13 protein-coding genes are annotated in these 14,474 nt (G+C 28.7%); all 13 read left to right on the top strand.

The window, feature by feature from the left end; translation table 11 throughout:
- Positions 1-23 precede the first annotated feature (23 nt).
- The 13 genes from IC219_RS10635 (at position 24) to IC219_RS10695 (ending at position 14,463) form a co-directional block, all read left to right on the top strand.
- Positions 24-1,079 (top strand): cell wall-binding repeat-containing protein, encoded by a 1,056-nt coding sequence (locus IC219_RS10635; protein ID WP_227830835.1) that lies wholly within the window; start codon positions 24-26, stop codon positions 1,077-1,079.
- A 115-nt stretch (positions 1,080-1,194) separates the two neighbouring features.
- Positions 1,195-2,751, top strand: a complete 1,557-nt coding sequence (murJ, locus tag IC219_RS10640) for a murein biosynthesis integral membrane protein MurJ (RefSeq protein ID WP_227482116.1) — start codon at positions 1,195-1,197, stop codon at positions 2,749-2,751.
- Between the two features lie 45 nt (positions 2,752-2,796).
- Positions 2,797-4,503, top strand: a complete 1,707-nt coding sequence (locus tag IC219_RS10645) for a phospho-sugar mutase (protein WP_227830834.1) — start codon at positions 2,797-2,799, stop codon at positions 4,501-4,503.
- Positions 4,504-4,524: 21 nt separating this feature from the next.
- The gene (locus tag IC219_RS10650; RefSeq protein WP_227830833.1) at positions 4,525-5,598 is read left to right on the top strand and encodes a mannose-1-phosphate guanylyltransferase; all 1,074 of its coding nucleotides are present in this window, start codon (positions 4,525-4,527) and stop codon (positions 5,596-5,598) included.
- A gap of 11 nt (positions 5,599-5,609) precedes the next feature.
- Positions 5,610-6,332, top strand: coding sequence for a glycosyltransferase (locus IC219_RS10655; RefSeq protein WP_227434455.1), 723 nt, complete (start codon positions 5,610-5,612; stop codon positions 6,330-6,332).
- Between the two features lie 15 nt (positions 6,333-6,347).
- Positions 6,348-7,505, top strand: a complete 1,158-nt coding sequence (locus IC219_RS10660) for a polysaccharide polymerase (RefSeq protein ID WP_227434456.1) — start codon at positions 6,348-6,350, stop codon at positions 7,503-7,505.
- A 2-nt stretch (positions 7,506-7,507) separates the two neighbouring features.
- Positions 7,508-8,347: a glycosyltransferase family 2 protein gene (locus IC219_RS10665; protein WP_227830832.1), complete on the top strand. Its 840-nt coding sequence runs from the start codon at positions 7,508-7,510 to the stop codon at positions 8,345-8,347.
- Between the two features lie 14 nt (positions 8,348-8,361).
- Positions 8,362-9,537, top strand: coding sequence for a CDP-glycerol glycerophosphotransferase family protein (locus tag IC219_RS10670; protein ID WP_227434458.1), 1,176 nt, complete (start codon positions 8,362-8,364; stop codon positions 9,535-9,537).
- A gap of 28 nt (positions 9,538-9,565) precedes the next feature.
- Positions 9,566-10,315 carry a glycosyltransferase family 2 protein gene (locus IC219_RS10675; RefSeq protein WP_227434459.1) on the top strand — a complete coding sequence of 250 codons (750 nt, stop codon included), beginning with the start codon at positions 9,566-9,568 and terminating at the stop codon, positions 10,313-10,315.
- 21 nt (positions 10,316-10,336) lie between these two features.
- Positions 10,337-11,245: a glycosyltransferase family A protein gene (locus IC219_RS10680; RefSeq protein WP_227830831.1), complete on the top strand. Its 909-nt coding sequence runs from the start codon at positions 10,337-10,339 to the stop codon at positions 11,243-11,245.
- 47 nt (positions 11,246-11,292) lie between these two features.
- Positions 11,293-12,045: a glycosyltransferase family 2 protein gene (locus IC219_RS10685; protein ID WP_227482121.1), complete on the top strand. Its 753-nt coding sequence runs from the start codon at positions 11,293-11,295 to the stop codon at positions 12,043-12,045.
- On the top strand, positions 11,999-13,366 hold the full coding sequence (locus tag IC219_RS10690; protein WP_413926633.1) for a UDP-glucose dehydrogenase family protein: 1,368 nt from the start codon (positions 11,999-12,001) through the stop codon (positions 13,364-13,366). Before IC219_RS10685 ends, IC219_RS10690 begins: the two co-directional genes overlap by 47 nt.
- Positions 13,367-13,371: 5 nt before the next feature.
- On the top strand, positions 13,372-14,463 hold the full coding sequence (locus tag IC219_RS10695; RefSeq protein WP_227434463.1) for a glycosyltransferase family 4 protein: 1,092 nt from the start codon (positions 13,372-13,374) through the stop codon (positions 14,461-14,463).
- Positions 14,464-14,474: the final 11 nt, after the last annotated feature.

Consider the following 14,474-nt stretch of genomic DNA (forward strand, 5'->3'; position numbering starts at 1 on the left):
AAAAAGAAAAGGAATGAGAACTTATGATTAAAAAAATTTCTACTATATTATCGTTAGTTTTGCTAATCTCTATTTCTAGTACAGTGGGGGTATTTGCAGATGTAAGTCCTAAAAAAGAGTTGATAGAAGGTAGTATACCAGAGATTTCAACAGAATTAAATAAAAGAGTATTCAAGAATGCTAAAGAAGTAATTCTTGTAAATGAAGAGTCAATTGTAGATAGTATAAGTGCAACACCTTTGGCATATGTAAAAAATGCTCCGATAGTTGTAACTAAGAGTAAAAATGTTGGTAGAGTAACAAGAAATTATCTAAAAGAGCTAGGTCCAGAGAAGGTTACGATAATAGGTGGTTTAAAGGCAGTATCTAAAGATGCTGAACGTAATATAGAGAAAATGGGAATTAAAGTAGAAAGAATAAGAGGAAAAGACAGATATGATACATCTTTAAAGATAGCTAGAGAAATGTACAGAACAGTAGGATTCGATAAGGCATTTTTACTTAGCTCAACTACAGGATTAGAGAATGCCATATCTGTATATTCTTATGCAGCTAAAAATGGAATGCCAATAATATGGGCTCAAGATGAAGGTTTTGAAGAACAAATTGACTTCTTAAAAAGTAAAAACCTTGAAAAAATATATGCATTAGGTGATTCAAAAGAGTTTATTGCAGACATTGATTCTAGCTTAAAGAATATAGAAGGTATAAAGCAAATAAATAAGTCAAGCACAAATGTCGATTTAATAAAGAAGTTTTATGATGAAAAAGATATAAAGAAAATCTATACTGCTAAATTAGATTTTGGAAGTAGATCTGATGTAAACGAATATATTTCTTTGGGAGTAGTATCGGCCAAAGAAAATATGCCAATACTGATTTGTAGTGATAATTTAAGTCATGCACAAGATAAATTCTTGAAAGATAACAACATAAGTGATGTAATTGAAGTTGGATATACAGTAGGTAATTATAGTCTGTTAAAGAGTATACTTAATTTAACATCCTTATCTTGTATAATATTAATACTATTATTACTATTGATTGTATTTAGAGCGCTTAGATATGAGTCAAGATAGTCTTTAATTTATTAAGGAAGCTTTTCATAGGTTAAATTTACTTAATCAGAATAATGTTTATAAGCAGTTTTAAAAGTTCTACTTTTAGAGTTTAAATTAGAGAAGGAGAAAGAAAATGTCAAAAACAGCTAAAGCAGCATTGTGGATTATGGCGGCCACTATGTTTTCAAAAGTATTAGGTTTCCTTAGAGAACTTGTACTTGCAAATTTCTATGGAACAGGTATGTATGCAGACGTATTTGTATTAACATTAAATATACCTGGTTTAATCATAGCAGTCATAGGTTCTGCAATTGCTACAACTTATATACCTATGTACTTTGAGACAAAGAAAAGACTCGGAGATGAAGGTGCCTTAAAATTTACTAACAATGTTTTAAATATATGCTATATAATGGCTATAATAATAGCTATTTTTGGGCTTTTATTTACAGAGCAATTTGTTACAGTATTTGCAGCAGGATTTAGAAGTGACCCTGCTAAGTTTCAAGCAGCAATACTATTTACTAAAATAATGATTTCAGGAGTTTTGTTCTTAAGTGGAAGTAAAATATTTAGTTCATTTTTACAGGTGAATGACAGTTTTGTAATTCCAGGTCTTATAGGAATTCCATATAATATCATAATAATAGCAGCAATAGCACTAAGTGCAGGTAAAAATGTATGGATACTACCAGCAGGAGCATTGATTGCCATGGCAAGTCAGTTATTGTTTCAACTCCCATTTGCATTTAAGAAGTCCTACAAGTATAAACCATATATAAATTTAAAGGATGAGTCCATAAAAGAATTAGTGAATCTAGTCTTGCCTATGTTAATAGGTGTAGCTGTTGGACAGTTAAATATATTTGTTGACAGGTTATTGGCAACTACTTTGGGGGATGGAAAGTTGTCTGCCCTTAACTATGCAAATAGACTAAATGAGTTTGTTATGGCATTATTTGTTACATCTATAATAACAGTTATATATCCTAAGTTGGCAAAAATGTCGGGTAAAGATAATAAAGAAGGCTTTATAAGTACTATTGTAAAGTCATCAAATTGTATTATATTGGTAGTGCTTCCAATATCCATAGGAGCTATTATACTAGCAGAACCTCTAGTTAGAATACTATTCCAAAGGGGTAAGTTTGATGCATTATCAACAGACCTTACATCTATAGCTCTTAGATTATATTCGTTAGGTTTATTGGCTTGTGGGGTAAGAGATGTTTTATATAGAGCATTCTATTCTCTTTCAGATACAAAGACACCAATGATAAATGGAAGTATAGCCTTAATAATAAATATAGTTCTTAATTTAATATTGATAAGACCACTTGGTCATGCAGGTATTGCTATATCAACTAGTACGTCTAATATAATTACAGTTATATTATTGTTTATATCTCTTAAAAAGAAAACTGGATATTTTGGAGGAGATAAAATCATAAAGACTGGTCTTAAAAGTTTGGTAGCATCAGGTGTGATGGCAGTAGTCACTTTATTGATATATAACAATCTATATGCATTTATAGGTGCAGGAACAATTAAAGAAATTATAGCAGTTGGAACTGGAGTATTAGGTGGGGCTTCTGTATATACGATATTGATAGTTTTATTTAAGGTAGAAGAGATGGACTTAGCTTTTGAATTTTTAAAAAAAGGAAAGCAAAAACTACTTAAAAGATAGACATTTACCTTAAAAAATTAAAATAGAGTCAGAAAGGATGAAAATATGGATTATAAAAATAATTATGAGATGTGGTTAAATTCTCCTTATTTTGATGAACAAACCAAAGAAGAGCTATTAAGTATAAAGGATGATAACAAAGAAATACAAGATAGATTCTATAAAAATTTAGAATTTGGGACAGGTGGTCTAAGGGGTATAATAGGAGCGGGAACTAATAGAATCAATATTTATACTGTTAGACGTGCAACACTTGGAATTTCAAATTATATTATGAAGACGCAAGGTGAAGAAGGAAAGCAAAAAGGAATTGTTATAGCACATGATAGTAGATACATGTCAAGAGAGTTTTGTATAGAAGTAGCTAAAACTTTAAGTGCATATGGTGTAAAGGCTTATATTTTTGAAGAGTTAAAGCCTACACCAGAACTTTCTTTTGCTGTTAGACATTTAAAGTGTGCTATGGGAATAGTAATAACAGCAAGTCATAATCCTAAAGAGTACAATGGATATAAGGTATATGACTCAGATGGAGGTCAAATCTGTATAGATATGGCCAATGATATAATTACAGAAGTTAATAAGATTGATGATTACAGTATCATTAAAAGTGTAGATTTTGAAGAAGCTTTATCTAAAAATTTAATAACTATATTAGATAATGAAATAGATGATGAGTTTATAAAGGCTGTTAAGAAGCAAGTTTTAAGACAAAGCACGATAGATGAATATGGAAAAAAATTAAAAATAATATATACACCTATTCATGGAACCGGAAATAAACCAGTAAGAAGAGTCTTAAATGAATGTGGCTTTGAAAATGTAATGGTGGTTAAGGAGCAAGAATTGCCAGATTCTAATTTTTCAACAGTTAAGTATCCTAATCCTGAAGAAAAGTCAGTATTTAATATAGCTATTGAAATGGCAAAGAGTAATGGTACTGATTTGATAATAGGGACAGACCCTGATTGTGACAGAGTAGGTGTTGTTGTAAAAGATTCTAGTGGTGAGTATGTAGTCTTAAATGGAAACCAAGTTGGCTCACTTTTAGTTAGATATATAGTAGAGAGTTTAGTTGAAGAAAATAAACTTCCTAAAAACAATCCTACAATAATAAAAACTATAGTTACATCAGAACTAGGTGCAAAAATAGCAAAGGCTTATAATGTAGATTGTTTGAATACTTTAACAGGGTTCAAATTTATAGGAGAAAAAATAAAAGCGTTTGAAGAAAGTAATGATAGAAGCTTTATAATGGGATATGAGGAAAGCTATGGTTACTTAATTGGAACTCATGCTAGAGATAAAGATGGTGTTGTATCTTCGCTTATGATATGTGAAATGGCAGCATACTATTTTTCAAAAGGTATGAACTTGTATGAAGCCTTGATAGATACATATAATAAATTTGGGTACTACAAAGAGGAATTAAAGTCAGTGACTTTAAAAGGCATAGAAGGAATAAAAAAAATAAAAGAGATGATGCTTTACTTTAGAAGTGTTAAAATAGATAATGTGGCTGATGTAAAAGTAGATAAGATTTTAGACTATAAAGATGGAGTAGATGATTTACCTAAATCAGATGTACTTAAATTTTTACTTGAAGATGGTTCTTGGATAGCTATAAGACCTTCAGGTACAGAACCTAAAATTAAATTTTACTTTGGAGCAAATTCAGATAACCAAGAAGATGTAGAATCTAAGTTGAATAATTTAATATCTTATATATTAAATGTGGTGGATTCTATATAAAGAGCTAAGGGGAGATAAACAATGAAAGTATATAATGTCATAATGGCTGGAGGAGGCGGAACTCGTTTCTGGCCACTTAGTAGACAAGAAGTACCTAAGCAGCTTATAAATTTAAGTGGAGAAGATGCTTTAATAAATGAAACTATAAACAGAATAGATTCTCTAGCAAACAAAGAGGATTTATTTATAGTAACTAATGAGAAGCAAATGGACGCTTTAAAAGATACAGTAAAAGATAAATGTTTATACAGCAATATCTTACCAGAACCATGTGCCAGAAATACGGCAGCAGCTATAGGTTTTGCAGCCTTTAACATAATGAAAAAATATGGTGATGGTGTTATGTGTGTATATCCAGCTGACCATTATATAAAAGATGAAAAAGAATTTAAAGCTATTTTAGAAAAAGCTATTTATATAGCAGAAAATAATGATAAACTAGTAACTATTGGGATAAATCCTACATTCCCATCAACAGGATATGGATACATAAACTTTAGTAGAGAAAATACAATAGAAAATGTTGCATATGAAGTAGTGGAGTTTGTAGAAAAGCCAAACTATGAAATTGCTAAAGAGTATGTAAATTCTAAGAAATATGTGTGGAATAGTGGTATGTTTGTATGGAAGGTATCCAAGATATTGGAAGATTTTAAGAGATACTTACCAAAAGTATATGAAAAATTAGAGGAAATCAGTAATTACTTAGGAACAGAAGAAGAAATAGAAAAAATAAGAGAAATCTATCCAACAATACAATCAATCTCTATAGATTATGGTATTATGGAAAGAAGTAATGACGTTATAGTAGTTCCTGGTGATTTTGGTTGGAATGATGTTGGTTCTTGGGACTCCCTAGGTGCGATATATCCAACTGATGATGAAGGTAACATCAAAAGAGGTGAAAATATTACTATAGATACTAAAAACTCAATTATATATTCAGATGACAAATTAATATCGACAATAGGTATTAGTGATTTGATAGTAGTATCTACGAATGATGCAGTTATGGTTTGTAGAAAAGATAAAGCTCAAGATGTCAAAAAGATAGTAGAGCAATTAAAAGAAGAAGATAGACAAGAATATATGTAGGAGGTGTTCATTTGATTCCTAAAAAAATACATTATGTATGGTTTGGTGGTCCAAAAGGAAATATAGAAAATATATGTATAAATTCCTGGAAAGAAAAACTTCCAGAATATGAGATAGTAGAGTGGAATGAAAAAAACTTTGATATAGAGAAAGAAATAAAAGGAAATAAGTTTTTGGAAGAATGTTATAAAAGAAAGCTTTGGGCATTCATATCAGATTATACAAGAGTAAGAGTACTATATGAACAAGGTGGAGTTTATCTGGATACAGATATGCAGATATTAAAGGATATAACTCCTCTTTTAGAAAATAATAGGCTTATATGTGGATATGAAGATGATGGAGAATACATGAATGCAGCCATAGTAGGTGTAGAAAAAGGACATCCTTTCTTTAAAGATTTATTAGAGTACTACGAAAAAGAGGTGCTTACTTCTTCATTGTTTACAATACCAAAAGTTATGACTTATCTTATGGAAAAAAATTATAAAAAGATTGACCAAAATAACTATGAAGAAGGCATCCGTGTCTACGATAAAGAATATTTTTATCCTTTTGGATTTAAAGAAGACTTTACACCAGAATGTATTACAGAAAATACTTATGGAATACATTGGTGGGGAAAAAGTTGGGCTAAGAAAAGAAATTATTTCTTAGAAAGTAAGCACTTAACAGGTGTAAATAAGATATGGAAGTGTTGTAAAATATTTGCAAGTAATACTTTAAGAAGCTAAAAGGGAGAAAGTGAAATGAAGACTTTAAACGATGATAGAAATATTATGATTAAAAAATATCTTTATATATTTGTTTTGTTTATCATAGTACTTAGAAAGTATATGATATCATTTATTGACCCAGATATGAGTATAGGGATAATTAAATCAGCGTTATTTTATTCTTCAATAGGAATACTAATGCTACTTTTTTTATTTGATAAGAGAAAAAGTATAACAGAAATGGTGCTAGTTGGAGCTTGTGTATTACTTTATATATTAAATAGAGAAGGAGCTATATTATTAATTGTTTTGTTAGCTGTATCAGCTAAACAAATAGATGATAAATGTATAGTTAAAAGTTATTTAATAATATCTGTATGTTTTTTAATAGGAGCTATATTATTATTTAATTTATTTCCTTCATTAGTATTTAATCAGGAAGTCCACTATAGATATATAGGAAAATTAGATACGCTTGTTACAAGAATGGATTTTGGACTTGGTAATCCAAATGGAGTATTTTATTATATGGTTACTATATATGCAGCATATATATTCTTAAGATATAAAAACTATAATAAATGGGATAGAATAATTTTATTTGGATCTGCATTCTTTGTTTATCAAACTACATATAGTAGAACTGGCTTTTTTACTATATTAGCAGGATTAATATTTGTAGAGATAATAAGAGTGATAGACCTAAAAAAAATAAAAGTACTACCAATGCTTATAAAGACATCACCGATAATACTTACTTTATTTAGTGTAATTATTGGTATGATGTTTTCTAAAAGTAGTGTACTAAATAGATTATTAGCAAGTAGACCTAAGTTCTGGAATGTATACTTAGCTCAAGAGGGAAATTTTATGAAACCTTTTGGAAATTCATATAGTGCTGCTATAAAAGCAACTAATCCATTAGACAGTTCTTATATATATATAATTAGTGTACTAGGAGTAATTGCTTGCATCTTATTTATGTTTTTGATGTATAAAGGTATACAAAGCTTTATAGAAAAAGATAAAAAAGAGTATTTAGTAGCTTTATTCATATTTTTACTATATTCTTTTGCAGAAAATTTATTATTAGAAGCTTCATTTAGTTTCACAATAGTATTACTAATAAAAGAAGTAATATTAAACGATAAAAGAGAGGTAGATTTGTGGAAAATGAAAAGTAGGAGGTAGTAATGTTAATATCATTAATAATGCCAACATTAAATAGATATGATGATATATACTTACTTATGGATAGCTTAGAAAATCAAACTTACAAAAACTTTGAACTTATAGTAATAGATCAAAATGATAATAACAAAGTTAAGGAGATAGTTGATAAATACGTTGATAAGTTAGATATAAAGTATATAAAAAGCGATAAGCTAGGATTAAGTTATAACAGAAATGTAGGCATAGATAATGCTAAAGGGCAAATTATAGGTTTTCCTGATGATGACTGTGTCTACGAAAATGATACATTAGAAAAAGTTACAAACTTCTTTAATAAAAATAAAGCTTATAAAATATACAGTTGTAAAACTATGGATGCAAATAAAATTGATGCATTTAAGAAAATGTATGATGGAACTTGTGATATCACAAGTTCCAACGTTTTAAATACTATAACATCCATAACTTTTTTTGTTGATTTTGGAGAAAAAGAATATACACGATTTGACGAAAAATTAGGTGTTGGTGGAGATTTTGGTGCTGGTGAAGAGATAGATTATGTTTTAAACCTGTTGAGTTTAGGATTTAAAGGAAAATACTTTGGGAATGATATAATTTACCATCCTGCAAAAAAACATTCTAAATCTAAAGAAAAGTATCAAAAAGATTATAACTATGGAAGAGGTTTTGGAGCCATTTGCAAAAAAGAAATAGTCTATAGAAAGAATTATAAGTTTGTAAAGGTTATGGCATCAAAGCTTGTAAGAAATATAGGCGGTCTTATATTGAGTTCCAACAAAGATTATCATAGTGCCACTATAAAAGGAAGAATTAATGGATTTAGACAGTATAAGTTATAATGAGGATGGTGTTTATGGACAAGGTTAAATTTTTAATAAATATGCTTTTGGCTTTTTTTATGTATCCATTTAGTAAGCATAAGTTTAATGGTAGAAATATTTGGCTTATAGGTGGACATTCAGGAGATATATACAATGATAATGCCAAGTTCTTTTATGAGTATATGTTGAAAGAACATAATGATGTAGAAACTTATTGGGTAGTAAATAAAGACAGTAAAGTATTCAATAAAATTCCAGGCAAGAAATTAATAAGAGGAAGTGTAGAAAACTATCTATATTATTACAATTCAAAAGCTATAGTATTTTCACATGCGCCATCAGCAGATATAGCACCTTATAACTTTGCTGTACCTGTTCTTAATTATTTCCATAAAAAGACGATAAAAGTGTTCTTAAATCATGGAACGATAAGTTTTAAAAAGAGAAAGCCAATGAATAAAAAGTTTAAAAATATTATAGATAACCTATATAAAAGTTATAATATAGTTACAGCAAGTTCTGAGTTTGAAAGAGATGTTATGGTAAATGATTGGGGAATGTTAGATGACTCAGTTTATATAATTGGAAATGCAAGATATGACAATTTACCAACAAATGAAGTTGCACAAACACGAGATATATTATATACTCCTACATGGAGAGACTGGATAAAATTTAGTTCAGGAAAATTTACAGATACAGATTATTTTAAAAATATAATGAATTTCTTGAATGATGATAAATTAAATAAAATATTAGATGAGAAAGATATAAATGTAAAAATTTATATGCATCATCTTATGCATGAGTTTATAGATGACATAAAAGAAAACATAACTGGTAAACGAATTGTATTTTTAGATAAAGGGGTAACTCTAGCAAATGAAATAAGAAAATCAGCTGCAAACATAACTGATTATTCAAGTGTTGCCATAGATTTTCTCTATATGAACAGACCTATTTTATTTTATCAATTTGATTTAGATGAATATATGGAAAAAGTTGACTCGTATATAGATTTAAAAAGCGAAATGTTTGGGTCTTTGGCTTATAATAATGATGAAGCTGTGAATAAACTTATTGATATTATTGAAAATAATTTTGAGGTTATGGGTAACCAAAAAAATGAAAGAAATAAGTTTTTCAGATATAATGACAATAAGAACTGCAAGAGGATATATGATTGTGTATTAAGTAAAATTAAATAAATATTTTATAAATGATGAGGAAGGTAATATGAAGAAGAATTTAGTATCTATAATTACTCCCATGTATAATTCTGAAAAATTTATTGAAGCAACCATAAAATCAGTATTAAACCAAACTTATCAAGAATGGGAAATGTTAATTATTGATGATTGCTCAACAGATAATAGTCCTAGTATAGTCAAATCTTATATGCAACAAGATAGTAGAATAAAATGCATAAAGACTGAGACTAATAAGGGTGTCTCTAATGCTAGAAATCTAGCATTAAGTAATGCGACAGGACAATTTATAGCTTTTTTAGATAGTGATGACCAGTGGAATAGTAGTAAGTTAGAAAAACAAGTAAACTTTATGTTAGAAAATGACTATGTAATCTCATTTACTTCATATGAACTGATGGACGAAAATGATAAAAAGTTAAATAAAGTAATAAAAGTGCCACCTAATGTAGATTATAGAAGGTTATTAAAGGGAAATATTTTGGGATGTCTTACTGTTGTAATTGATAAGTCTAAATTGGATTTTGAAATTAAAATGAGTGGTGTAAGACATGAAGATTATGTCTTGTGGTTATCTATATTGAAAAGAGGACATATCGCTCATGGAATAAATGAAGTTTTAGCATTATATAGAAAATCTAGTAACTCCCTTAGTGGTAATAAGATAAAGGCTGCTATGTGGACTTGGAATATATATAGAAATATAGAAAAAATACCTCTATACAAAGCTATATACTACTTTATTAATTATGGAATAAATGGAATTAAAAAAAGTTAGATAGAGAGGAAGATTTAATTAATGTATAAATATAAATTTACTGTATTTACTCCAACATATAATAGAGCACATTTACTTGAAAATTTGTATAATGATTTAAAAGCTCAAACATATGATTTCAACGACTTTGAATGGTTGATTGTTGATGATGGAAGTAGTGACGGTACTAAAGAATTAGTTGAAAAATTTATATCAGAAGATAAATTAAATATAAGATATATATACAAAGAAAATGGAGGAAAGCATACTGCAATAAATCTAGGTGTAAAAAATGCAGATGGAGAACTATTTTTCATTGTAGATAGTGATGATGGTTTAATTAAAGATTCTCTTGAAATTGCTAATGATGAATGGAATTCTGTAGAAAATAAAGAAGGATTTAGTGGGGTTGTTGGACTTTGTGTATACCCAAGTGGAGATTTAATAGGCACAGAAATGCCTGAGGATAAAAAAATATGTCACTTTGCAGACCTATATTTTAAATATGGTGTTAAGGGAGATAAAAGCATAGTATTTGTAACTGATGAGCTTATAAAATTTCCTTTTCCAGAAAGAAAAGAAGTGAGATTTTTACCAGAAAGTGTAGTATGGAATGAAATGTCTAAATACTATAAAGTTAAATGTGTAAACAAACCTATGATAATAAGAGATTATTTGGATGATGGTTTGACTAAGAATATATTAAATAAAAATGCATTAAAAGGTAGAGCATTAGAGTTTTTATATTTAATAAATCAAAATACATATCCTTTAGGTAGATATCCATATATGTGGATAAAGAATTACATAAATTTAGCTAGATACTCATTGTTATCTGACAGTCATTATTTTGGCGAAATCAAAAAAATATCTGATAAATTATTGTATTTAGTGTTGTTCCCATTAGGATATTACAAATATATTGGACAAAAAAAGTTAGTATCTAAGTAAACTTGTTGGTATAGTACTGCTAGTTGCTATATAAGGAGAGTAAAAATATGAATGAGCCTTTAGTATCGATAATTACTCCTGTATATAATTCAGAAGAGTTTTTATCAGAGACAATAAAGTCAATCCAAAATCAAACTTATAAAAATTGGCAGCTTTTATTAGTGGATGATTGTTCTAAGGACAATTCAAGTGAAATTATAAAAAGTTTTCAAAAAGAAGATGCTAGAATAAAATATATAAAGCTTGAAAAAAATTCTGGAGCTGCAGTATCTAGGAATGTTGGTATTGAAAATGCGGAAGGTAGATTTATTGCATTTGTAGATAGTGATGATTTATGGGAGAGTAAAAAGTTAGAAATTCAGATAGGATATATGTTAAAAGAAAATATCGGGTTTTCTTTTACATCTTATAGATATATGAGACAAGATGGAACAAAAACGAGTAAAGTTGCAAGAGCACCTAAAAAGATTGACTATGAAGGATTACTTAGAAATACTATAATAGGGTGTTCTACTGTAGTCATCGATAAGGATGTCATAGGTGAATTTAGTATGCCTTTAGTAAGAAGAGGACAAGATACTGCAACTTGGTTACAATTACTTAAAAAGGAAAAATATGCATATGGAATTCAAGAAGATTTAGTGAATTATAGGTTAGTTGGGAATTCTATATCAAGCAATAAGATAAAAGCATTAAAACGAACTTGGAATACTTATAGAAATGTTGAAAATTTAAGTTTACCAAAAAGTCTATATGTATTTTGTTTCTATGTTTTTAATGCCATTAAAAAAAGAGTATAAGTTTTATATACTTGGAGGTAAAAAAATGAAAATAGCTATAGCTGGGACTGGATATGTAGGGCTAGTAACAGGTGTTTGTCTAGCAGAGGTAGGCAATGAAAATGTAATTTGTGTTGATATAGATGAACACAAAGTTAAATCGATGCAACTTGGGATAGCACCTATATATGAAGAAGGCCTAGAAGAACTTATGGTTAGAAATTATAAAAAAGGAAGAATAAATTATACTACAGATTATAAAAAAGCTTATGAAGATGTAGATATAATACTAATAGCTGTGGGAACTCCTGAAAGAAGTGATGGTTCAGCTAATTTAGATTATATAAAGGCAGTTGCAAAGCAAATAGCTGAAACTGTAACAAAAGATACTTTAGTAGTAATAAAATCTACAGTACCAATTGGAACAAATGAAGAAATAGAAGATTATATAAATAGAAACTTAAAAAATGATGTGAAAGTTGAACTTGCATCTAATCCAGAGTTTTTATCACAAGGTAGCGCAGTAAGAGATACTTTACATGCTTCAAGAATCGTTATAGGAGTGGAAAGTGAGTGGGCAAGAGAAATACTGGAAGAAATCTATAAACCTTTTAATCAACCTATAATAGTAACTAATAGAAATAGTGCTGAAATGATAAAATATGCATCAAATAATTTTTTAGCACTTAAGATATCTTTTATGAATGATATTGCAAATCTTTGTGAGATAGCAGGAGCTAATGTGGAAGATGTTGCCTTAGGAATGAGTTATGATGATAGAATAGGAAGTAAATTCTTAAAAGCAGGTATAGGTTATGGAGGTTCTTGTTTCCCTAAAGATACAAAAGCTCTTCACTGGTTGTCTGAACATAATGGATATGAGTTAAAAACAGTAAAAGCTGCTATAGAAGTGAATGAAAGCCAAAAACTTAAATTAGTTAGAAAGGCATCTAAACTAGTAGAGAGTTTTCAAGATATGAAAGTTGCTGTTTTAGGACTAACATTTAAGCCAGATACTGATGATATAAGAGAAGCTCCATCTATCCCAAATATAAAATATTTGCTTGAAAGAGGAGCAAAAGTTACTGCATTTGACCCAATAGGAGTTGAAAATACTAAGAAAATATTTGGAGATTCTATACTTTATGCTAAATCTATAGATGATACAATAGAAGATGCAGAGATATGTTTTATAATGACAGAGTGGAAAGATGTCTTAAATTATGATATACATAAGTATAAGGAAAAGATGAAAAATCCTTTAGTTCTAGATGGAAGAAATTGCTATAAGCTTGAAGATATGAAAGAACTAGGTATTGAGTATTATTCGATAGGAAGGTAAATATTATGAAGACTGTTTGTTATTTGGCTGATGGGTCAAATCCTCATACTTTGAAATGGTGTAGTTTTTTTAAAAATAAAGGATATGACATTCATGTAATCTCTTTAAATGGAGGTCACATGGAAGGAATTAAAATATATGATTTTGGTTCTAACGTAGAAGAACTGAAAAATGAAAATATTTCTAAAAAAACAGGATACTTAGGTTCAATAAAACAAATAAAGAAACTAGTAAATGAAATAAAGCCAGATATACTTCATGCACAATATGCAAGTAGCTATGGATTTATAGGGAGTTTACTTGGGTATCATCCATATATTATTTCTGTTTGGGGTACTGATATTTACGATTTCCCAAACAATGGTTTTATACAAAAACAAATTATAAAACATAACTTTAGAAAAGCAGATTATATATTTTCAAATAGTAGAGACATGGCTAAAGAAGCTAATAAATATACAACTAAGCATGTAGATGTAACCTTTTTCGGAGTAGATATGGATAGATTTAAACCTATGGAAGTAGAAAAAGAAGATGCTTTTGTAATAGGAATTATAAAGAGTTTGGAAAAAAAATATGGAATTGAATATTTAGTACAAGCATTTAAGATGTTGAAAGATGAATATAAAGAAAAGAAAATAATTTTAAAAATAGGTGGTTCTGGAAGTCAAATGGATAACTTAGTGAATTTGACTAAGGAATTAGGACTAGAAGAAGATGTTCAATTTTTAGGTAGAATATCTCCAGAGGATGTAAGTAAGACTTTTAATTCTTTTGATGTAACTGTATTTCCTTCTTTGAGAGAGGGTTTTGGTGTAGCTGCAATAGAATCAGAGTCTTGTGAAGTTCCTGTCATTGTTACAAATGTAGGTGGACATCCAGAATCTGTATTGAAAAATGAAACTGGGCTAATTGTAGAGCCAAAGCAACCAGAAGAAATAAAAAATGCTATAATAAAGCTAATGGAAAATGATGAACTTAGACTTAATATGGGTAAAAAAGGGCGTCAGTTTGTTAGAGAAAATTATGAAGTTAATTTAAACTTTAATGATATAGCAAAAATATACGACTCTATATTAGATAAATATAAAAAATAAGAATTGAAAAA

The organism is Clostridioides sp. ES-W-0018-02 (assembly GCF_020658175.1).
In the GTDB taxonomy this organism is placed as follows: domain Bacteria; phylum Bacillota; class Clostridia; order Peptostreptococcales; family Peptostreptococcaceae; genus Clostridioides.

Bases quoted from the DNA above. Each gene is read 5' to 3' on its own strand.
- IC219_RS10645 (WP_227830834.1), top strand. From the start codon at position 2,797: ATGGATTATAAAAATAATTATGAGATGTGGTTAAATTCTCCTTATTTT.
- IC219_RS10685 (WP_227482121.1), top strand. From the start codon at position 11,293: ATGAATGAGCCTTTAGTATCGATAATTACTCCTGTATATAATTCAGAA.
- IC219_RS10680 (WP_227830831.1), top strand. From the start codon at position 10,337: ATGTATAAATATAAATTTACTGTATTTACTCCAACATATAATAGAGCA.
- IC219_RS10695 (WP_227434463.1), top strand. From the start codon at position 13,372: ATGAAGACTGTTTGTTATTTGGCTGATGGGTCAAATCCTCATACTTTG.
- IC219_RS10670 (WP_227434458.1), top strand. From the start codon at position 8,362: ATGGACAAGGTTAAATTTTTAATAAATATGCTTTTGGCTTTTTTTATG.
- IC219_RS10635 (WP_227830835.1), top strand. From the start codon at position 24: ATGATTAAAAAAATTTCTACTATATTATCGTTAGTTTTGCTAATCTCT.
- IC219_RS10675 (WP_227434459.1), top strand. From the start codon at position 9,566: ATGAAGAAGAATTTAGTATCTATAATTACTCCCATGTATAATTCTGAA.
- IC219_RS10660 (WP_227434456.1), top strand. From the start codon at position 6,348: ATGAAGACTTTAAACGATGATAGAAATATTATGATTAAAAAATATCTT.
- IC219_RS10650 (WP_227830833.1), top strand. From the start codon at position 4,525: ATGAAAGTATATAATGTCATAATGGCTGGAGGAGGCGGAACTCGTTTC.
- IC219_RS10665 (WP_227830832.1), top strand. From the start codon at position 7,508: ATGTTAATATCATTAATAATGCCAACATTAAATAGATATGATGATATA.
- murJ (WP_227482116.1), top strand. From the start codon at position 1,195: ATGTCAAAAACAGCTAAAGCAGCATTGTGGATTATGGCGGCCACTATG.
- IC219_RS10690 (WP_413926633.1), top strand. From the start codon at position 11,999: ATGTATTTTGTTTCTATGTTTTTAATGCCATTAAAAAAAGAGTATAAG.